Raw genomic sequence first — 20,315 nt, forward strand, 5'->3', positions numbered from 1 at the left:
TATATCACTTGGCTCGATATAGAAAGAGAAGTTAAAAGAAAGTTTAAGTTTAAAAATAAATTAGAGAATATCAAAGCTATCTATTGTTACTCATCAGGGATGGAGGTTGAGTATATTAATGATAAAGAATTGGCTATTTCTGATTTAAATGAAATATTTAATGACTCAATTGTTCGAAAAGAAGATGAGTTATTGTTGTTTGTGGAAATAGGTGGGCCGGAATATCTAATTGAATTAATCCCTACTATTGGGGTGAAGAAAGAAACGAACATAGTTTATCCACTGTGGCGTGAACATGTATATATTGAAAATGCAAGTTTCAAACAACCAGAACAATGGGGGAATGGGCCCAAATTCTGTGCATTTCATTCATTCAAAGGTGGTGTCGGGCGTACAACATCTTTAATGACTTATGCAAGTGCAGCATTAGAAAATGACAATATTAAAAAAATATTATTGATAGATGGTGATCTTGAGGCTCCGGGCCTTACCTTATGGCTTGATGCGGAAAACTTGGGAAAAGTAACGTATACAAACTTTTTAGAGGCAATTCAATTCTCGGAAGGAAAGTTTGAAGCAACAATAGATTACTTCGCTAAAGAGTTGAGGAAAAGTTCAATTAGTATTGATGGTAGTTCAAAGGAGATTTTTGTTCTCCCCTCAGCATTATCCTTAGAAAGTATTATGGATATGCCTGTAACACCAGATCATATTTCTAAAAACATTGATAATCCATATATACTAAGTGACTTACTAAGACTTTTAGGTGATAAGCTTGAGGTGGATGTTATTCTGATTGACTTGCGTGCTGGACTAAGTGAACTTTCTAGCCCTTTAATTTTTGATCCAAGAGTTGAGCATTTTTTTGTTTCAACGATCGCAAAGCAATCAGTTGTCGGTATTGGCGAAGTATTAAAGAAAATTCATAGTTCAATTAAAAATACTTATCCTAATTTAAGCGATAAGCCGACAGTCATAATAAGTATGCTGACAAAGCTGCTCCGAGATTCTTCTAGTTATACAGAAGCCATTCAAATTGTTAATGAGGCATATCCGGCCATTGAAGATGAAGATGTGATTTCTCAGTCAATTGAGTTATTGGAATTTGATTTTGATGAGAATTTAATGAGTGTGTCTAATATTAAAGATGCGCTATCTTTGTTGAGAAAATCAAGCATTTATGGAAGCGCAAAGGATTGGGTTGCCGACGTCGAATTAATTGATTCTTCTAAGGAGGGTGATGATTTCCAAGGCAACGATAGTGGATTGCAACGATTATATGATACTTGTCAGTCCTTCCAGTTTGCTGAGAATACCAGTGAAGATGATATGTTGGTCATCGACCCAATTCGCAATCTAGCTAAAAATTATGCCGACTCACTGCCAAATGTTGTGTCAATAGGGGCTAAAGGGGCTGGCAAAACATTCACATATTTACAAGTTTGCAAGTCGAAAAGTTGGAGTAATTTTATATTCAAGGTAAATAATAAGGTCAAGTCTAGTGTTCATGCGAGCATATTTCCATGGATTTCTTCAACTAACCTTAATGAGAAGATTAGGGGGCAAGTCGCAGAACAGCGCGCAGATTGTTTGACTGAGATTTCAGCGCAATCACCACGCAATTTATTTCTCAATGTTAAAAAAATAACTGACGCATTGGCGAGCGATACTACTAGTTGGGATGATTTTTGGCAGAATCTATTAGTTTCTGAAATAATTGGTGAAAATAAAAACTTAAAGGATTTGAATGATTATCTAATAAGTATTGATAAGACTATTGTTTTATTAGTTGATGGTGTAGAAGATATACTTTTTGCGCCAGAAAAGGATGTAAATCATAATTCTGCAATTAGGTCGCTCCTGAATTTACCAAATGCTATATCTGACTTGCAGAATAGAAGGATAGGGTTGGTATGTTTTGTGAGGGCTGACTATGTACAGTCTGCAATTAAGCAAAATGTTAACCAATACGTCGCTAAGTATCAACAGTTTAGATTAGAGTGGACGCCTGAATCCTTTTTAAGATTAGCTTATTGGATAAGTGCTAAAGCTGAAGTTATAGATGCTAATGAACTGGATGCTGAGTCTGGTAGTCTTAATTTCCTACTAAGCAATCTTGAACGTCTTTGGGGAAAGAAATTAGGACGTGATAATTCAAAAGAGGCTAGCTCTGCAAGATGGGTCTTTGCTGCGCTCTGCGATTTGAATGGCCGACTTCAAGCTCGAGATCTTGTTAGATTCTTAAAATTCTCAGCTGACAATATGCTCAAAGCACCTTCAAATGGAATCAAAATAGAATTTTGGTTAGATCGACTTTTAGCTCCTGAAGCCATCAGACGTTCGTTGAATTCTTGCAGCCAAGAAAAAGTCGATGAAGCTGAGAAGGAAATTAAACCATTAGAACAGTGGATCAATAACTTAAAAAATGTATCGCCAGATTTGAAAAAAGTTCCTTTTAACCCTCAAGAGGTTGGTTTAGACCTGCCTCTTTTAACCTCGCTAAAAGAACTCGGTGTCATTTATGAGGATACAGATCAACCTAATGAAGAACGCTTTTATTTGCCTGAGATTTACCGTACAGGCTTGCAGTTCTCTTCAGCGGTGGGGGGAAGGCCACGAGTTCAGGCTCTCTTAAAACGTAACCTAGGTGGTATACCGTTCTAAAAGAAAGCGCGTAGTTGGTTAAGCGCGCAATGCTATCCCCGCCACGCCTGCCCGCTTTATGCATCGCTTTTCATACAAGTGCATGATGCGGGCCGGGCCGCGCCCGGTATGGCCTGAACGGGGAAAAGCGGTGCATAGTTTTGCATGCAGAATCATGCACGCTATGCATGCACGGCTCTTTACAAAGCGGCTGGCCAGAAAAGGGCTTCAGAAAGGCAAAACAAAGACACAAAAAAGCCGCTGGTCGGCAGCTGCTGTGCGGGATTAATGCACTTGGCGGAATGCAGAACCGTAACGGCCCAGCTTCTGGCGTTCCTTTATCGGTTCCGGCGGTGCTTCCGGTACTTTTTCCGGCTGCGGCGGTGCGGTGATGACCTTTGTGATGCTTTCATTTGTCTTGAAGGTGCAGGAACAGTCCAGGTTAGTGCACTGGTGATAACGCTCTTTCACCTGTTCGGACATATAGCGGCTCGATTTGGTGTGTGCTGCGCTTTTGCAGTAGGGACAGTGCATCATTTCTGGCTGCCCTCCTGAAGTTTTACACGCTGTGCCCGGATCGATTCTCCCAGTTTCTGACGGCGCAGGGGGCGTGTATAAAGCTCCATATCAACTCCCGTCAGGGCCGGGCGTTGCAGGCCGATATTCTCCAGCAGCGGTGCCTCTTTCAGCACGCTTTCCGGCAGGGCCGCAGCCGCTTGAGTCAGCGCTTTACCGACCAGATAAGCCACGTCCTTAATACTATCCCGGTCGTCTCCGGAAAATGTCAGAGAGAGTTCTGCACAATGGTAACGCTCATCTATTATGAAATTATAGTCAGATCGATTAAAGTGAAAATTAACAATAGTTAATGGGTTTTATAAAAATAAAATATCCCCAGCCAAAGCTGATAAGTAAAAAGTAAATATGGAAAATGAATCTTATGAATTTAGATTGTGGGGATGTAATCGTGGGTTTTAGAACGGTGTGGCAACCTATATGTCCCTTTGCAACTGCTTAGGTTGTTATTTCATTATGAAGTTTAATGATGAATTAGAATTTGTATGTGATATATCTGACTAAAAAATTTGGTTATGAACACATTAACTGGGATTATGATATTTTCACAGCGCCTGCAAATCACTCTCCATGTATCTATTACAAACAAATACTTGCGATCCAACTCTCATCATGGAAAATACCTAACCATAAGCAAGATTTATCTGAATAATTTAACTTAAGTTACGGGATAGCGATGGACAGCAATACTCTGAGATTCACTTCGTACTGGCGTAATACACTGGCTGACGCCGAGTCGGGTAAAGGGACATTCGAGCGTAAAGATGAAGAGTCATTCACGCAGTGGATGAGCGTTGATCAGGGGAAACTTGATGACAAAATTGTTCAATCGTTCTTTGAGGGTGAAGACAACCAGGTTAAGACGGTTGAGGTGTTGTTACGACCACAGGTATGGATACGCCTGTTAAAGCATGGCAAAGAACGCACGACAGGCGCGCCCGGTTTTATTACGCCCCTTGTGACATCTGCGTTGCTTAACCGTGAAGGTTTTTTGTTCCCTGCGTCACCAGCCACTATACCCCGTGACCTGCTTGAGCCACTTCCGAAGGGGAGCTTTTCGATTGGTGAGATGGATCAGTATGACAGATACAAAACCACTCATAATTCAATCACTTTTTGTCCCAGTAACGAGGATGAGAACGTTGAGGAGACCGATGAGCAACGCGAAGAGCGTTATGCTCGTCATCAAGCGTTGTGGCAAAAGTATCTTGAAGACGCAGGCGAACTTTTAAAATTTGTTGCTGGCAAATGGCTCGAAGCACCTGAGCAATATGAACTGGCTGGATATGGCTACGTTATTAAAGCCAGCCAGCCAGGTGGTGCCAGCATTCATATCCTGCCTATGTACGATCATCTGCTGTCGTGCAAAAAAGAGGTGCCATTGCTGGCGCGTTTTGCCTCGAAAGATAAGTTTCCTGTTGAGCCGCTCCTTGCCAGTAATGCGATGCTCAGTGAGCGATTGGGGCACTCCGGTGACAAGTTCCCATTGGCTGTGGCTCAGCGCGATGCTCTGAGCCACTATCTCACTCAGCAGCCGGGCGATGTTCTTGCTGTAAACGGTCCTCCTGGAACGGGCAAAACCACTCTGGTTCTTTCAATTATTGCCACTGAATGGGCGAGAGCTGCTTTAAACAAAACTGAACCGCCGGTAGTGATCGCGACATCAACAAATAACCAGGCTGTGACCAACATTATCGAGGCTTTTGGCAAAGACTTTTCTGCCGGTTCCGGACCTATGGCCGGGCGTTGGCTCCCTGATGTGAAAAGTTTTGGCGCTTATTTCCCATCTTCAGGTCGAAAGGCAGAGGCAGCACAAAAATATCAGACGGAGGATTTTTTCCAGCGTGTTGAATCTCTTGAATATGCTGAAGACGCAAAGATCTTCTTCCTTGAAAAAGCGAGGATGGCTTTTCCTGCTGAGGAATGTCGTTCTCCAGAACACGTTGTAAATCTCTTGCATGACCGTTTAGCTGATGTTTTTTCAAAGCTTAAGCAAATTGAGCCTGCGTGGAACAGACTAAACGCAATCCGTCAGGAACAGCGTGCCATAAGTGACGATCTCGATCTGTATTTGCAGGACAAGAGAACGCTGCTGCTCAATAGAACAAATGAAATCTCACTTTTAACGCAAGGCAAAAAACAGTGGCAGCAATATCGAGCCGGTGAGTCGATTATGTTCGCGCTCTTCTCTTGGCTTCCCGCTATTCGTACTAAACGCCACTATCAAATGAACCTGTTTTTAGAGTCTACCTTTGGCGCCAGAATGGCAGCATTTCAGGGTGCGCTGCCTGATGGGATTGATGCCTTTATCGATGGCCTTATTGCACAAGCGAACAAAGAGCAGGATGGATATCAGCAGCAGATTGACCTTGCTGAAGAAATTTCGCAACGTGAAAAGAAAGCTGCCCAATGCTGGTGTGAAATTACCCATTCACTGGGTTATGTTGGCGTATCGGAGCTAAGCCTGAACGAAGCCGATGAACTTGCCGATACACAGCTGCGTTTTCCTGCGTTTCTGCTGGCAACGCATTACTGGGAAGGCCGATGGCTGATGGATATGGCTGCCATCGATAATCTTCAGAATGAAAGAAAACGCAACGGCGCTAAAACTGTTAAGGCTCGCTGGCAGCGCAGGATGAAGCTGACACCATGTGTTGTGATGACCTGCTTTATGCTGCCTCGGCATATGCTCATCAAAGAACATGTTGGCGGGAAGAAGTTCGATGATAGCTATTTATATAACTTTGCCGATTTATTAATCGTTGATGAGGCAGGCCAGGTGCTTCCAGAGGTTGCAGCAGCCTCTTTCGCACTGGCAAAGAAAGCGTTAGTGATTGGTGATACAGAACAGATCGCGCCTATCTGGAATAGCCTGCCAGCAATTGATATTGGCAATATGGTAGAGGAGAACATCCTTTCGGGGGGGACGCAGGAAGAACTCACTGAAGCTTATGCTCTGGTATGTGACTCAGGAAAAAGCGCTGCGTCTGGCAGTGTCATGAAAGTTGCGCAGTTCAGCTCGCGATATCAGTACGATCCGGATTTAGCCCGTGGAATGTATCTTTACGAGCATCGTCGTTGTTTTGACAACATCATTGGTTACTGTAATACCCTCAGCTATCACGGTAAGTTGCAGCCCAGGCGCGGGGAACAAAAAGAGACGATTTTCCCGGCAATGGGCTATTTGCATGTTGATGGCAGAGGTATGCAGTCTAACGGTGGAAGTCGCTACAACGCCTTTGAAGCTGAGACCATAGCAGCATGGCTTGCGGCTCACAAAGAAGATATTGAGCGTCATTACGATAAACCGTTGCACAAACTGGTTGGCGTTGTGACGCCATTTTCAGCGCAGGTCAGTGCTATAAAAATGGCATTACGCCGGCTTGATATTAACTGTAGCGGCGATGAGGATTCGCTTACCGTTGGAACCGTGCATTCGCTGCAGGGAGCAGAAAGGGCAATTGTGCTGTTCTCGCCGGTTTATTCAAAACATGAGGATGGAGGGTTTATCGACAGCGACAGCAGCATGCTGAACGTTGCGGTATCCCGCGCGAAAGACAGCTTCCTGGTCTTTGGTGATATGGACCTGTTTGAGATCCAGCCAGGCTCTTCACCGAGAGGTCTGCTGGCGAAATACCTGTTTGCCTCTTCCGATAATGCATTGCAGTTTGAGCAAAAAGAACGGCACGATCTTAGTACAGCAAAAACGCAAATCTCTGCTTTACATGGCGTCGAGCAACATGATGCGTTTCTGAACCAGACATTTGACACTATCAGTAGAAGCATCACCATCGTTTCTCCATGGCTAACCTGGCAAAAACTGGAAGATACGGGGTTTCTTGCGTCAATGCAGCAGGCACGCGCTCGTGGTATCGACATCACTGTGGTCACCGATAAAAGTTTCAATACTGAGGACGCCAGTTATGAAAAGTACAAAGCCAAGCTGCAGCGTCTCAATGATGCTATGGAAAAGCTTAATCAGATGGGTATTGCAGCAAAGCTGGTTAATCGTGTTCACAGTAAAATTGTAATTGGTGACGACGGGTTATTATGTATAGGTTCATTCAATTGGTTTAGCGCTACCCGGGATGAGAAGTATCAACGATACGATACGTCGATGGTATACCGTGGAGAAAGCTTAAAAGATGAAATTAAGACGATATTCTCCAGCCTGGAGCTGCGTCAGTTGTAATTCCGGCGTTTTTTGAATTTATTCAGAGAGTGGCCTGACAACATTGTTATAATACTGTTGTCAGGTTTTTCCTCTGATTCCACCGCTCTAATAACAAGCTACGTTACAAGGAAAGCTAATTTATATTGTCGTTAATGCATACTGCCGCAATTCCGTATAATGAGGTAGTTAAGGGTCATTTAAAATTTGCTAAAATTCATGCTGAAAAAATCTACTATCTGATATATTCGTTGTGATATGGCCTGACGGCTGCTTGCATTCCCTCACCACAAGCGAGTAATAAAGAGCCTCAGTCAAAAGTGCGTTAGTTGCGCTTTTTATCCGGCCTGAATAATCTGAGATACATCATACAAGGAGAGTATTTATGAGTGCACAGGCAGAAGAAGGAACATTACGGCGGATGACGTTAGGCGAGATAGCAATGGCTCGAAGAGTGTTTGGTGATTCAATAGTGTATAGTCGTGTCTGGATTCATTGCGACAGTTATTTACCATTCGGACTTCAGAAAAAAAACTACGCTATGACCCCTAACGGAGAGTTGTGGTACAGAAAAACCATGTACAAAAAAGACTTCTCCGCGCACTCTGTTTTCATCGAAGATAAATATGTTTTCATCCATGAGCTGGGGCACGTGTGGCAACATCAGCACGGGCAATGGGTGAGAATGCGGGGCGCATTTAGCTGGGCTGCTGAATATACCTACAGATTAGATAAAGACAAGCTAACCGATTACTCTCTTGAACAGCAAGCCTCTGTTTTAGCTGATTACTGGTTACTGCTGGTTTATGGGATAAGTCAGTGGTCTTTCTATCAGAGGCCTGGGCGCATGGGTATGTACAGGGGGGCAGATATGTTGCAGGATGTCCCCTTGCTTTATCAGAAAATCGTAACAGGGAAGGAGCGGTAAACATGAAAAAAAGAATGTGGCTGGGAGCTATATTTCTCTTAACGGGATGCCCCGGACCGGGCGATCGAATGGTGGAGCGTGAATCTGCGACGGCATTTCTAAAAGATAATCAGGTTTGTGTGGTGTCGCCACTGGCGCCACAGGAAAGGATCACCGCCATTCAAATCAACAGCGAAAAAAGCGACTCCCTCCATAAGATTTTTGACGAAAAGCCTGTTTATGTTCCCAAAGGTGAGTGCCTACCTCTATTCGGCTTTAAGTTCACAGCGGGAGAACATTACTACTTCGCTTATGATGTTCAGTCTGATAAATCAGGGTCGCATTTAGTCACCGCTGAATTTTCTTATCTAAAAGAATAAGGCGCTACAGATACGGCTGCGCTCCACGCTTATCTCGAAAAGCTGGGATACGTGAAGCAAAAGCGCAGTCTGGGGGAGAAGGAAATATGGGCGAAGCCCGATCAGTTGGATGGGGATCTATTCTATCTTTACTTCAACCTAACAACCCATGAGATTGAGCTGACCAGGGTTCTGAATAATTGAGACGCCTGAACGAAAAATCGTTGTGGCGATGCCGGCCTCTGTCGCTGGTCATCGCGCTGCTGCTCACAGGATGCGCCCGCTCTGACGCGCTGTGGACGGTCACGCATGACCTCTGCATGAATAACTATCACTACCGTCGCGATCCGGCACCCTGCCAGCAAATCTATCTGCCGCAAGACAACACTCAGGGCTACAGCATCATCCAGAACCCCCGCCACAGGCTGCACTTTATTCTGGTGCCCACGGTGGCGATGTCCGGTATTGAAAGCATTGCGCTATCACGCCCCGGACGTCCCGATTATTTCGGCTACGCCTGGTTAATGCGTTATCGTCTGATGGCGGCCTATGGGGCTACCGTGCCTGAAGATCGGCTCGGCATGGCGCTCAATTCCGCTTATGGCCGCAGCCAGAATCAACTGCATATTCATCTGACCTGCCTGCGGGAAGATGTCTATCGTCAGCTCCAGGCCGAGCGCCCCTTTATTCATGATGACTGGCGACCCTTACCCGATCGTTTGCTGAATCACACCTACTTTGCCCGTCGCGTTATGCAGCCGACGGCGATGGGGATCTATCCTGTCTCCTCCGTGGCACGCCATTTCCATCTCTCTTCGCCGCAGCTGGCGGAGTCTGGCGTGGCGCTCATCCCGACGACGTTCTCGGGAGAAAAAGGGTTTATCCTGCTAACTACCCGGCGCGGCTGGGATAAGGGCAATCGGGCTTCTGTTGAGTCGCTACTGGATAAACGCTGCGCTATTCTTTCCGCGCCGCCCGCTGACGTTTCAGCCGCAGAGTAACGAAACCTCATCCCAGCCATCCACCACACAACCCCTTACCGGTACAGCGCCGCTTTCCCCACCGAACTGAACAGCGCCATCTTCGCCGCGACTACTTCACCCGCCGCCTGCATCGGTTTTACAAACAGCGCATTGGGTTCGTGTCCGCCCTGTTTCAGCTCCTGCTCCAGCGCCACAAAAAACGCCTTCTTCATATCGCTGGAGATGTTGATCTTACCGACGCCATAACGAATCGACTCCGCTACCTCGCTGTCTTTATTACCCGAACCGCCATGCAGCACCAGCGGGATATCCACCACCTTCCGGATCTGCTGCAGACGCTCGATATCCAGCTTCGGCTGCTTGCCTTTAGGGTAGAGGCCGTGCGAAGTGCCGATAGCGACTGCCAGCGTGTCGGTGCCGGTCTCGCGCACAAAGGTCTCAGCCTGCTGCGGATCGGTATAGAGAATCTCATTACTGCCGCCTTCGCCGCTGCCTTCTGCCACCCCGATGGTGCCGAGTTCCGCTTCCACGGAGACATTCACTGCGTGGGCGATCTCCACAATCTTCTTCGTCAGCGCAATGTTCTGCTCAAAAGGTTGAGAGGAGGCATCCATCATCACCGAGGTAAAACCGGCGTAGATCGCTTTCATCACCTCTTCGAGCGTGCGGCCATGGTCCAGATGGATCACCACCGGCACCCGCGCCTGAATCGCCAGCGTCCGCAGATAGCCGATGAACTCCGGGCCGGTAAACGCCATCTCATCAGGGTGGATCTCCAGAATCAGCGGTGAATCCAGTCGCTCGGCCGTCTCAACCGCGACGCGTCCAAACTCAGCGCTGGCGATGTTAAACGCACCCACGCCAAACTGATGCTGACGGGCCACGCTGAGCAGGTCTTTCATGTTGTAAAGCATAGGTTTTATCCTTGTTTTGCAGGAAGGGAGATATCTTTTTTCAGGAACAACAGGATCAGCGCCGTCAGCAGACTGCCTGCGGCAATCGCAAACAGATAACCCATGACGTTGCTGATCACGTTAGGAATGAAGATGACGAAGATGCCGCCATGTGGAGCGCGGGACGCGCAGCCCAGCATCATCGACAGCGCGCCCGCTAAGCCGGAGCCCGCGACAATCGCCGGGATGACGCGCAGCGGATCGGCGACCGCGTACGGGATCGCGCCTTCGGTAATGAAGGAGAGGCCGAGGATGTAGGTCACCTTGCCGGTTTCCCGCTCCTGCTCGGTAAACTTGCGGCGGAAGAGGGTGGTCGCCAGTGCGATACCCAGCGGCGGCACCATGCCCGCCGCCATACAGGCGGCAATCGGGCCATAAATGCCGCTCGACATCAGGCCAATCGCAAACATACAGACGGTTTTGTTCAGCGGGCCGCCCATATCAAAGGCCACCATCATGCCGAACAGCAGGCCCAGAATGGCCGCATTGGTGTTACCCAGCGAACTGAGGAAGGCGGTCAGCCAGCCGAGCAGCATCTTGATCGGCTCACCAATCAGCAGCACCATCAGTGCGCCGGTCAGCAGCACGCTCAGCAGCGGCACGATTAAAATGGGCTTCAGCCCGGCGACCGCTTTGGGCAGGTGGATATGGTTGTTGATGAGCAGCGTGATATAGCCCGCCAGGAAGCCGGCAATCAGCGCACCGAGAAAGCCGGAGCCGGTGTGGATCGCCATCATCCCGCCCACGGCCCCCGCCACGATGCCCGCTTTACCGCTGATCGACTGGCTGATGCCCAGCGCAAGAATCGGCAGCATCAGGGCAAAGGCGGAGCCGCCGCCGATGTCAGAGAGCATCTTTGCTATCGGGCTGAAATGTGCGTCCCCTGGTGTGGCCGCCGTAATCCCGAAGGAAAAACTCAGCGCGATCAGAATGCCGCCCGCCACCACAAACGGGATCATCAGGTTCACACCGGTGATGAGGTGGACATAAATCTCCGACGCCCAGGAGCGGGAAGCCGACGCCTCTCTGACCGCGGAAGCCGGTTCAGCAGCGCCGGAAGGTGACGCAGATTCGACCAGCTTCGGTGCCAGCTCGCCGTTGACGATGGCGCTTAACAGACCTTCCGCATCTTTCGCCGCACGGGTGACGGGCACTTCAATCACGTTTTTATGCTGAAAGCGTGCCATCTCGACTTTTTTATCTGCGGCGATCAATACGACATCAGCCTGATGAATATCGTCGTCGCTGAGAATATATTCGCTTTCTATGGCACCCTGGGTTTCCACTAATACATTCAGCCCCAGTTTTTTCGCCGCTTTTTTTAAATTACTTTCGGCAAGGTAGGTGTGGGCAACACCTGTAGGACAGGCGGTAATGGCAATAATGTTCATAAACGTTCTCCGGTAAAAGGAAACGATTTTATTTTTATCTTTTTAACGACTGATGGATGGCGACTGTCTGAAAACCTCCTTACTGTTTTATTTTGTCAGTATCTCCCTGTTATTCAGGCTCCCGAGCGGGACAGGAATAAATGAAACATCTCTTCGCGATGCTCTGTATTCAATAATTGTTCAACCACCTCTTCGTCACCGAGGGCAATGGATATTCTGGCGAGCATTTTTATATGGCCGACATCTTTATCGGACTCTTTAACCGCAAAGAGGATCACCAGCCGCACCCGGGTGCCGTCGATGGTCTCCCAGGGAATATCCTGGCGTAAGCGTCCGACGGCAATCCGGGTTTTAACGACGGCAGCCGATTTACCGTGCGGAATGGCAATATGATTTTCAAATCCGGTTGAGCCTAATTCTTCGCGCAGATAAACATCTCTCAGAAAAGCGGCTTTATCCGTGACCGCCCCGGTCTGGCAGAGCAGATCGGTCAGCTGAGAAATAATCTGCTCTTTGGTCTGGCAATCGACATCGAGAATAATGCACTCTTCTTTAAGCACTTCATTAATCGCCACGGCTGTCGTCATTTTATTTCTCCATCATTAATTAATTGAGTTCGAGACCAGACATTCGGTAACCCTGGCGATATCTTTCGCCGAAAAGAGGGCGGAGACATACACCACCGGCTTTTCCAGCGGTTCCAGCCGGATAGTCGAGATCACCACGTCGCACGCCTGTCGCTTCAGGGAGTCCGCGATATTTTTACCGGGCACAATGTCGATAATCTGCCAGTCAGGAAAGGCGCGCAGGATCCGTCCGTAAAGCAGCTGCGAGGTACCCAGACCGCTGGAGCAGACCAGCAGCACCCGCTTTACCTTAATGCTGTTTTCGATGGCCGCCTGAATATGCACGGTCAGATAGGCCACCTCATCGTCACTGATTTCATCCAGCTGATACTCCTGCGTCAGCTCCCGGATCACCGCTTTGACGGCGGCGAACACGGTGCCCAGTTCGGTCTGGATATCGTGCAGCAGCGGATTTTTAATCCGGATGTGATATCTGAGGCGGTTCAGCATCGGCTTGATGTGTGAAGTCAGCGAAGCCTGCAGCTTCGGATCGGTGGTGATGGCGATGTTGATCCGCTGCGCCACCCGGTCGATCAGCGCCGCGGCAAAGCGGGTTTCCCGTTCTGAAATCAGCGCGTCATCGTGCAGATCGGCATCGCCGCCCGCTTTACCGGACGACACCAGATACTGATAGATGGAGTGCGCCTCCTCGGCGACCAGTAGCGTGTTGTAAGCCGTCTCGATACGCTCTATGACCGCCAGTGAAACCTGCCAGGCGTGCGGATCGCTGACCCGGTTCATGACCACGGCGCGGGCGTCCGGGCTGTGCATCGGTGAGTGGCTGCGGTGAATCAGCACCAGAACGTGGGTGAACAGATTGATGTAGTAAGGATCGCTTATCGTATAGTGCAGCTGCTGTTCAATAAAATTGATGAGCTGCAGGGTGAAATGGACAGCCTGCTGACCAAACTTCTCTGAAAGCTCCTGCAGCGTGCTTTCATCCAGGCGGCTCTCCATCATGTCCTGACGGTTGTAGATCGATTTTAAGACCAGCGCTTTCATCGCCAGGCGAATATTCTGGTCACTGCCTTTAATGCTGGTGCCGGTACGACTTTTTAATAAGGTTAAATTAAATTGATGTAACCAGGCATCTAATGTTTTTAAATCATTCACTATTGATGCGCGGCTGATAAAATATTTATCGGCCAGCTCACTGATTGACGAACTTCGGGGTGAGAGCATTAACAGATCGGAGGCTATTTTCAGCATTCTGACGTTACTGCTGAAATCGTCCACCTCCGCAGAAAAAATCCGTCGGGCCGCTATTTCGGATGTGGCGTCAGCAAATTTAATTGTGATGCCTCTCCCACTTTTACCACTCAGTGTGATCCCCTGGTCAGCGAGTTTTTCATTAATATCGGCAATGTCGCGGCGTAACGTTCTTGGCGTGATGGCCGTTTTTTCTGAAATAGCGCGCAGGCTCACATAACTGTTATGAGAAATAAGCTGTCGCATAATGGTCAGTTGCCGTTCTGTCAGCGCCTTCATCATCTTCAGGTTCCGCTTAATCAGTTATTCGCCTTTGGGAGTTATCATCTAAGCAAAGGCACCAGACCCTGTAAATATTAAAACATGGCCACAACCCGGGGGGCTGGCTGACCACCTGACAGCGGGTTCTGAAATAACAGAGACGAGATGAACGGTCAGGGAGAAGGCTGATTGCGGTGTGATGCTCATTGAGAAGGCGACGGGCGGATTTGCCGGATGGCGGACAGCTATGCGGCAGGTGGCACACCAGCGAAAGCATCAGCCTCTGAATACGGGAGCGTTTTTATCTGCTCTCATCAGTTGCCTGAAGCCGCACGTTGATGCTTCAGGCAACCTCAGAGATGGGGCCTGCCTCTCAGTGATGTCAGACATTGAAATCAGAAAACGACAGAAAAAATCACTCTTCCGCCTGGTTGATAAAGAATAGGGTAGAGACAAATCATGAGGAAATTATTTATGGCTCTGCATGGAAAGTTTGTGCATAGGGTCTCTTACGTAATGCACCATTGAGAATGCAATAGAGAGAGGGTTGTTGTATGAAGGAGCTAATGGTTTATGAAAATATTAAGGTCATTGCTCATGGCAAAGCGTGCCTTTAATCTTTTTATCAGGATAGCGTTGTTTACTGTAATTATGCTGCTTGTCGCTAAAGCGGTTCCCTATGAGGGGGGAGTGAACGCTTTAACAGCATCATTTAATTTTCATAACGCTCAGGTTTTGACTCGTTTTATTCTGGGTGAGCCTGACCCGGAGGTCCGGGAATCATTAAGGGACTACATCAGCATTTTAGTTAATACCCTGATCAGCGTGCCTGTTATGAGTGTGCTCATCACTTTTTTCAACGGCGTTACGCGAAGGATAAGGCCAGGTTATCTTGCTAAAGAGTGGGCTTTCTCAACGTTGCGTCGGTTGGGGAAAATCTTTTTGTTCACATTTATCTTTTGGCTGCTTTTTCGAACGCTGCCTTATTCATCCTTTTTCCCGGATGAACAGGCTTTTTCATCATTAAATCTCGCAGCGTTTCTGGCATCAAATCTGTTATTAACAATTGCCTGTTATTACGTTGTCAGGAAGAAAATAAAATTGAAGAGGAGAGGATAAAATGCCTGTTCCAGCCTGTTTGCAGGCATTAAGCGTAACGGCGAATTGAGTCAGCAAAAGCCAAACAGAGTCCTGTGACGGGTTGGGCACAAAAAAAGCCCGGCATCCGCCGGGCCCGATAACATCTTTACGCCATCTTCAGCCGCTGCAGTCGCTTCTCGCGGCGAATCTTGCGCTCCTCCATTACGGCGACCATCGCCATCAGACAGATACAGGCGATAGCGGCGGTATCGAGTGCGGCAAAGGTACCTGCCCAGCCGGTCAGGCCGAAGATCGGGGTGCCGTCTGCGATCATGCCCAGGCCCAGCTTGGCAAAGCTGTCGCCAATCAGGTAGGCGAAGGTGCCTTTAATGCCGTCGGCGGCGCTAATCGCTTTTTTCGGGACGAAGCCCACGGCGGCCACGCCGATCAGTAACTGCGGGCCAAACACCAGAAAGCCCAGCGCAAACAGCGAAGCCAGATAGACATACTGGTTGCTGGCATGCTGATAGATCCCCAGCGTGGCGATAATCAGCGCTAACGCGACGCAGGCCACCAGCGCACGACGGCCATTGGCCAGATCCGATAACCAGCCCCACAGCAGCGTTCCCACCAGCGCACCCGCTTCAAACAGGGTAAAGCCCTGAATCGCGATCTCTTTTGAGAGCTTCAGCTCCTGAAAAGCATAAACCGTTGACCACTGATCGATACCGATGCGCACCACATAGAGGAAGATGTTGGCGAAGCAGAGCAGCCAGATCACCTTATTCTTCAGTACGTATTCAACAAAGATCTGCCATTTGGTCATCGACTCATCTTCGGCCTCTTTATCCTCCTCGCTCAGCTCCTCGCCGAACAGCTCTTCGGCTTTGCCCAGACCATAGGACTCCGGCGAGTCGCTGCCGTAGCGCAGGCCGATAAAGCCGACAATCAGCGCGATGATCGACGGGAAGATAAACATTCCGACCACGTGACCGTCGAACAGCACATTGGCACCAAACAGCGCGACGCCCGCGGCACCGGCTCCGCCGAGGTTGTGAGAGATGTTCCACATGCCAAGGTAGGAGCCTCGCTTACGGCGCGGTGTCCATTTGGTGATGGTGGAGTAGCTACAGGAGCCGCCGGTGCTCTGGAAGAAGCCGCTCAGGGCGTAAAACGCGATCATCAGGAACAGGCTGATCGAACCGCTGCCCATGCTGGCGCTGAACCCCAGCATACAGATGGCCGAAAGGATCAGCATAAACGGCAGAAACTGCTTGGTGTTTTTACCGTCCGCATAATAGGAGACCAGGGTTTTCCCGACGCCATAGGTGATGGAAAAGCCCAGACCAATCATCCCCAGTTGGGTCATGCTCAGCCCGTAGGTGGTGATCATATCGTTCTGCGCGATATTGAAGTTTTTGCGGATCAGATACATGGTCAGGTAGCCGATAAAGACCACCAGATAGGACTGCATAAAGGGCTTGAACCACATCTTGCGCCGCAGTTCGATTGGCAGATCCAGCGTGGGTCTGCGCACCTGTTTGAGGAAGGCCAGCATGGAAGGGGATTCTCCTGGTTGGAAAACTGCCATCGGCAGCGAATGGCTGGCATTGTAAAAACCGCTGACCAGACCGGCCTGAGACAGCGTCCAGGCGAAACCAGGAAAATGTCTTAGTTTTGCCCGACTCAGGGCAAAAAAGAGAGGCGTATCACGCTTCAGGCTGGGAGCGCGGCGCCTGCGCATTCAGAAACGGCAGCAGCAGCAGGGCAGAGATCCCCGCAGCCGTGGCAATCACCGCAAAGAAGCCGCTCCAGTGCCAGATGTCGATCACCCACGCCAGCGGCCAGCCGGAGAGCGACGCGCCAAGGTAGGCAAACAGGCCGACAAAGCCGGTTGCCGCGCCCGCCGCGTCTTTGTGTGAACACTCCGCCGCCGCCATGCCGATCAGCATCTGCGGGCCGAAGACAAAGAATCCGGTCGTGAAGAAGCACGCTGCCTGCATCACATAGCTGGTAAAGGGCATCAGCCAGAGTGAACCCACGGAAAGCAGAATGCCGGCGGCGAAAATCAGGTTCATCGGGCCGCGATTGCCGTTAAACAGCCTGTCCGATCCCCAGCCGGCCACCAGTGCGCCCATTACGCCACCCAGTTCGAACAGCGTAATGGCGGAGTTCGCCGTCACTAGGTCAACGCCCAGCGTCTCCGAAATGTAGAGGTTGCCCCAGTCATTAAGCGCGGCACGGACGACATAGACCAGCACGTAGCAGAGTGACAGCAGCCAGATGTAGGGGTTGAGCAGCACGTAGCGCGTCAGGATCGCCTGGCGGCTCAGGCCCGCACCTTCCTGCTGCTGCGCCATCTCCATCTCATCCTGTCGCCAGTCGCCCACGGCAGGCAGGCCCACGGTCTGAGGCCGGTCGCGCAGACGCCAGCAGAGAAACAGCCCGGCAAGGATCGCCAGACTGCCCGCAATCATCATCCCGGTTCGCCAGCCATACTGCAGCGCCACCGCGCCGATAATGATCGGGATGAGCGCGCCGCCCACGTTGTGAGCGGTGTTCCAGAGTGCCCACCAGCCGCCCCGTTCGTTACGCGAATACCAGCTGGTGAGCAGGCGGGCGCAGACCGGCGCTCCCCAGCCCTGGAAAAAGGCGTTGAGGGTCCAGAGTAGCGCAAAGGCCCACAGCGAGGTGGAGAAGCCAAACAGGATATTGACCACGCCCGTGGCGATCAGGCCCAGCCCCATAAAGTAGCGCGCATCCGAGCGGTCGCTGACGATGCCGGAGAAAAACTTCGACAGGCCGTAGGTGATGTAAAACAGCGTCGCCAGCAGGCCGATATCGGTTCGCAGCATGACACCGCTGGCGATCACTTCCGGCGCTGCCGCGTTGAAGCTCTTGCGGGTAAAGTAGAACAGCGCATAGCCGATCCAGATGGTCGCCATGATGTGGCGGCGCCAGTAGCGATAGCGGCTGTCAATCTCACGTTTATCCTGCAGCCGCGGCGCGTCAGGAGGCGTTTTCAGAAAGGTAAACACGGCAGTTCCTCAGACAGCCCGCAGCGGCAGGTGGACGCTGACGCGGGTTCCATGGGTGCAGGAGAGGGTCAGCGACCCGCCCAGCGCGGTGACGCGTTCGCGCATCCCGACCAGCCCAAAGCGCTGCTGACCGGAGCCTGGCGGCAGACCGCAGCCATCATCTTCAATCACCAGCAGCAGGCGATCATCCTGCTGCCAGCCTTTGAGTATCACGGCGCTGGCGCTGGCATGTTTAACAACGTTGTTCAGCGCCTCCTGGCAGATGCGAAACAGCGTGACGCGCTGCGCTTCACTCAGCAGCGTCTCATCAATGCGCCAGTGAAGATGACTGACGATGCCGGCATCTTCCAGCTCCATCTCCCGCATCAGAGAACGGATCGCCTGCTCCAGCGAAAGGTCATCCAGCTGCCGCGGCCGCAGACGCCCCAGCAGTCGCCGTACCGCGTCATAAACACCCAGCGAGAGTTGTTCAATGTGGACGCCACTCTGGATCACCCGGCTGTTGTCCGGCGCCACGCGCTGCACAATGCCCGCCTGTGTGCGGATCGCCGTGATCGTCTGCCCGATATCATCGTGCAGTTCACGCGCCACTTCCTGACGCACACTCTCCTCCGTCTCCACCAGGCGTTCCGCCAGACGCCGGTTGCGCGCCAGCTCACTCTGCAGGGAGTGGTTCAGCTCGCGCAGCCGCTGGATACCGGCACCCAGCAGCAGCCCGGTCAGACTCTGGGCCAGCAGGGAGAGCAGCAGATCGACGGGATGATCATGCCAGGTCTGGCTGGCGATCAGCGCGATGGCATTCATCAGCGTGGCGATCAGTGCGCCCTGCCAGCCGTAGTGCCAGGCCAGCGCAATGATGGGCAGCGCCAGACAGAAAGGGGTAAAGCGTGACAGCTCCGCAGGCAGGCCAAGCTGCAACCAGAGGCTGATGACAAACAGCAGCAGATACCAGACAAGATGCCGGGCGCGCCAGTTGACCGGCTGCGAAATCAGCGACGGACCCAGCGGCTGCCAGCGGGTTCGGGTGAGGTAGTGCCAGAAGACCAGGCAGGTCGGGGCCAGCGTCAGGCCGCCGGTCAGCGTCAGCAGCAGGGTGTTGAGCATCTCCGCCTGACCGGCCCAGGGCAGAGACTGCAGCAGCGCTGCGGCGATCAGCGCCGCGCCCTGGCTCAGCAGCGTGCGCCAGTCACGCTGGTGGCGGAAACGGGAGATCAGCGCCACCGGCAGCAGCGTCAGCACGCCGCCCGCCATCAACAGCGGCAGATGCGCCAGGGAAACGGCCTTCGCCAGCCAGAGCAGCATGACCCACTCAGCCGCCAGCAGCACCGGCCAGTAACTGCGCGGGCATTGCAGCATCAGCCCCAGACGCAGGCCAAACGGGAAGAGCAGCACCGCCAGCTCCGGGCGTTCAACCAGGTGCAGGCTGATACTCCACAGGCAGAACCAGGCTGCCGAGAAGAGGAAGAAACTGGCGACCACTGAGATCAGCCGGGAGAAGAGAGGGCTCATTGCCAGCCATCAAACATGCGGCGCGCCAGCTCCACATCGTTGCTGACGCCGAGCTTCTCCATCAGGTTGGCGCGATGGACATGCACGGTTTTTGGTGACAGGCCGAGTTCAGCCGCGATCTCTTTGACCGCCATGCCCTGAGAGAGCCTCTCTGCGACCTCACGTTCGCGACGGGTCAGCGGATCCTGACGCCCGGCGGCCAGTTTAACCGCAATCTCTGGCGTCAGATAACAGCCGCCGGTGGAGACGGTGCGCACCGCCGCGATCAGCTCATCGGGGCGACAGCGTTTGGAGAGAAAGCCACGCGCACCGGCATTCAGCGCCTGTTCAACCAGTGCCGGGCTGTCGTGTACAGAGAGCATGATCGTGGCCAGCCCCGCCGGAAGCTGGCTCAGTAACGCCAGCCCGGAGAGGTCTGGCATGGAAATATCGCAGATGCAGACCTGGACGCCCCGGCCCGGTAACCCTGCCAGCGCCTCACGGCCGGAGCCGAACTCCGCCACCACCTGAAAATCAGGTTCCAGGGCGAGCAACTGGGCAAAACCGGAACGGACGATAAGGTGATCGTCAATCAGCGCGAGGGTAATCATGGCGTTTCCTGGCAGGTAA

The 20,315-nt window shown here is 51.2% G+C and carries 16 protein-coding genes; 6 read left to right on the forward strand and 10 right to left on the reverse strand.

Features of this window, described 5'->3' with window-relative positions:
• Nucleotides 1–2,664: ParA family protein (locus tag FJW00_RS11360; RefSeq protein WP_140924139.1), on the forward strand; the 2,664-nt coding region annotated here is incomplete at its 5' end.
• Nucleotides 2,665–2,928: 264 nt separating this feature from the next.
• Here FJW00_RS11360 and FJW00_RS11365 read toward each other — a convergent pair.
• Together FJW00_RS11365 and FJW00_RS11370 are read right to left on the reverse strand one after the other, a co-directional pair.
• Complete coding sequence (locus tag FJW00_RS11365; RefSeq protein WP_140924141.1) at nucleotides 2,929–3,180, reverse strand: ogr/Delta-like zinc finger family protein; 252 nt, start codon at nucleotides 3,178–3,180, stop codon at nucleotides 2,929–2,931.
• The gene (locus FJW00_RS11370; protein WP_258317034.1) at nucleotides 3,177–3,392 is read right to left on the reverse strand and encodes a hypothetical protein; all 216 of its coding nucleotides are present in this window, start codon (nucleotides 3,390–3,392) and stop codon (nucleotides 3,177–3,179) included. Before FJW00_RS11370 ends, FJW00_RS11365 begins: the two co-directional genes overlap by 4 nt.
• Nucleotides 3,393–3,895: 503 nt before the next feature.
• On the opposite strand from FJW00_RS11370, the gene FJW00_RS11375 reads away from it, so the two are divergent.
• The 4 genes from FJW00_RS11375 (at nucleotide 3,896) to FJW00_RS11395 (ending at nucleotide 9,657) form a co-directional block, all read left to right on the forward strand.
• Nucleotides 3,896–7,411, forward strand: coding sequence for an AAA domain-containing protein (locus FJW00_RS11375; protein WP_140924143.1), 3,516 nt, complete (start codon nucleotides 3,896–3,898; stop codon nucleotides 7,409–7,411).
• A gap of 364 nt (nucleotides 7,412–7,775) precedes the next feature.
• Entirely contained in the window at nucleotides 7,776–8,318 is a 543-nt protein-coding gene (locus tag FJW00_RS11380; RefSeq protein ID WP_046101145.1) for a hypothetical protein, read from the forward strand.
• 2 nt (nucleotides 8,319–8,320) lie between these two features.
• Nucleotides 8,321–8,677: a putative T6SS immunity periplasmic lipoprotein gene (locus FJW00_RS11385; protein ID WP_140924146.1), complete on the forward strand. Its 357-nt coding sequence runs from the start codon at nucleotides 8,321–8,323 to the stop codon at nucleotides 8,675–8,677.
• A gap of 179 nt (nucleotides 8,678–8,856) precedes the next feature.
• Complete coding sequence (locus FJW00_RS11395; protein WP_140924148.1) at nucleotides 8,857–9,657, forward strand: CDP-diacylglycerol pyrophosphatase; 801 nt, start codon at nucleotides 8,857–8,859, stop codon at nucleotides 9,655–9,657.
• A gap of 35 nt (nucleotides 9,658–9,692) precedes the next feature.
• Here the strand turns inward: FJW00_RS11395 and FJW00_RS11400 are convergent, their stop codons facing one another.
• The 4 genes from FJW00_RS11400 to FJW00_RS11415 all read right to left on the reverse strand — a co-directional run bounded on the left by FJW00_RS11400 (nucleotide 9,693) and on the right by FJW00_RS11415 (nucleotide 14,100).
• The gene (locus FJW00_RS11400; RefSeq protein WP_140924150.1) at nucleotides 9,693–10,553 is read right to left on the reverse strand and encodes a ketose-bisphosphate aldolase; all 861 of its coding nucleotides are present in this window, start codon (nucleotides 10,551–10,553) and stop codon (nucleotides 9,693–9,695) included.
• Nucleotides 10,554–10,558: 5 nt separating this feature from the next.
• Nucleotides 10,559–11,983: a PTS fructose transporter subunit IIC gene (locus FJW00_RS11405; RefSeq protein WP_140924153.1), complete on the reverse strand. Its 1,425-nt coding sequence runs from the start codon at nucleotides 11,981–11,983 to the stop codon at nucleotides 10,559–10,561.
• A 113-nt stretch (nucleotides 11,984–12,096) separates the two neighbouring features.
• A complete protein-coding gene (locus FJW00_RS11410) occupies nucleotides 12,097–12,570 on the reverse strand; it encodes a PTS sugar transporter subunit IIA (RefSeq protein ID WP_140924155.1) in 474 nt (157 codons plus the stop codon).
• A gap of 15 nt (nucleotides 12,571–12,585) precedes the next feature.
• A complete protein-coding gene (locus FJW00_RS11415; RefSeq protein WP_140924157.1) occupies nucleotides 12,586–14,100 on the reverse strand; it encodes a BglG family transcription antiterminator in 1,515 nt (504 codons plus the stop codon).
• Nucleotides 14,101–14,676: 576 nt separating this feature from the next.
• On the opposite strand from FJW00_RS11415, the gene FJW00_RS11420 reads away from it, so the two are divergent.
• Nucleotides 14,677–15,198: a hypothetical protein gene (locus FJW00_RS11420; protein ID WP_140924159.1), complete on the forward strand. Its 522-nt coding sequence runs from the start codon at nucleotides 14,677–14,679 to the stop codon at nucleotides 15,196–15,198.
• A 127-nt stretch (nucleotides 15,199–15,325) separates the two neighbouring features.
• Here FJW00_RS11420 and uhpT read toward each other — a convergent pair whose 3' ends face one another.
• From uhpT to uhpA, 4 genes are all read right to left on the reverse strand, one after another.
• Nucleotides 15,326–16,717 carry a hexose-6-phosphate:phosphate antiporter UhpT gene (gene uhpT / locus FJW00_RS11425; RefSeq protein WP_009092301.1) on the reverse strand — a complete coding sequence of 464 codons (1,392 nt, stop codon included), beginning with the start codon at nucleotides 16,715–16,717 and terminating at the stop codon, nucleotides 15,326–15,328.
• A 151-nt stretch (nucleotides 16,718–16,868) separates the two neighbouring features.
• Nucleotides 16,869–18,197, reverse strand: coding sequence for an MFS transporter (locus FJW00_RS11430; protein ID WP_140924161.1), 1,329 nt, complete (start codon nucleotides 18,195–18,197; stop codon nucleotides 16,869–16,871).
• Between the two features lie 9 nt (nucleotides 18,198–18,206).
• On the reverse strand, nucleotides 18,207–19,706 hold the full coding sequence (uhpB, locus tag FJW00_RS11435) for a signal transduction histidine-protein kinase/phosphatase UhpB (RefSeq protein WP_111207672.1): 1,500 nt from the start codon (nucleotides 19,704–19,706) through the stop codon (nucleotides 18,207–18,209).
• Nucleotides 19,703–20,296, reverse strand: coding sequence for a response regulator transcription factor UhpA (gene uhpA / locus FJW00_RS11440; protein ID WP_140028820.1), 594 nt, complete (start codon nucleotides 20,294–20,296; stop codon nucleotides 19,703–19,705). Before uhpA ends, uhpB begins: the two co-directional genes overlap by 4 nt.
• Nucleotides 20,297–20,315: the final 19 nt, after the last annotated feature.

Origin of the sequence: Pantoea anthophila (genome assembly GCF_006494375.1) — a bacterium.
Lineage (GTDB): Bacteria > Pseudomonadota > Gammaproteobacteria > Enterobacterales > Enterobacteriaceae > Pantoea > Pantoea anthophila.

What these genes read in the sequence shown, in the direction of transcription:
- FJW00_RS11420 (WP_140924159.1), top strand. Translation starts at nt 14,677, where the DNA reads ATGGCAAAGCGTGCCTTTAATCTTTTTATCAGGATAGCGTTGTTTACT.
- FJW00_RS11385 (WP_140924146.1), top strand. Translation starts at nt 8,321, where the DNA reads ATGAAAAAAAGAATGTGGCTGGGAGCTATATTTCTCTTAACGGGATGC.
- FJW00_RS11405 (WP_140924153.1), bottom strand. Translation starts at nt 11,983, where the DNA reads ATGAACATTATTGCCATTACCGCCTGTCCTACAGGTGTTGCCCACACC.
- FJW00_RS11380 (WP_046101145.1), top strand. Translation starts at nt 7,776, where the DNA reads ATGAGTGCACAGGCAGAAGAAGGAACATTACGGCGGATGACGTTAGGC.
- FJW00_RS11400 (WP_140924150.1), bottom strand. Translation starts at nt 10,553, where the DNA reads ATGCTTTACAACATGAAAGACCTGCTCAGCGTGGCCCGTCAGCATCAG.
- FJW00_RS11410 (WP_140924155.1), bottom strand. Translation starts at nt 12,570, where the DNA reads ATGACGACAGCCGTGGCGATTAATGAAGTGCTTAAAGAAGAGTGCATT.
- FJW00_RS11375 (WP_140924143.1), top strand. Translation starts at nt 3,896, where the DNA reads ATGGACAGCAATACTCTGAGATTCACTTCGTACTGGCGTAATACACTG.
- uhpA (WP_140028820.1), bottom strand. Translation starts at nt 20,296, where the DNA reads ATGATTACCCTCGCGCTGATTGACGATCACCTTATCGTCCGTTCCGGT.
- uhpT (WP_009092301.1), bottom strand. Translation starts at nt 16,717, where the DNA reads ATGCTGGCCTTCCTCAAACAGGTGCGCAGACCCACGCTGGATCTGCCA.
- FJW00_RS11415 (WP_140924157.1), bottom strand. Translation starts at nt 14,100, where the DNA reads ATGATGAAGGCGCTGACAGAACGGCAACTGACCATTATGCGACAGCTT.
- uhpB (WP_111207672.1), bottom strand. Translation starts at nt 19,706, where the DNA reads ATGAGCCCTCTCTTCTCCCGGCTGATCTCAGTGGTCGCCAGTTTCTTC.
- FJW00_RS11365 (WP_140924141.1), bottom strand. Translation starts at nt 3,180, where the DNA reads ATGATGCACTGTCCCTACTGCAAAAGCGCAGCACACACCAAATCGAGC.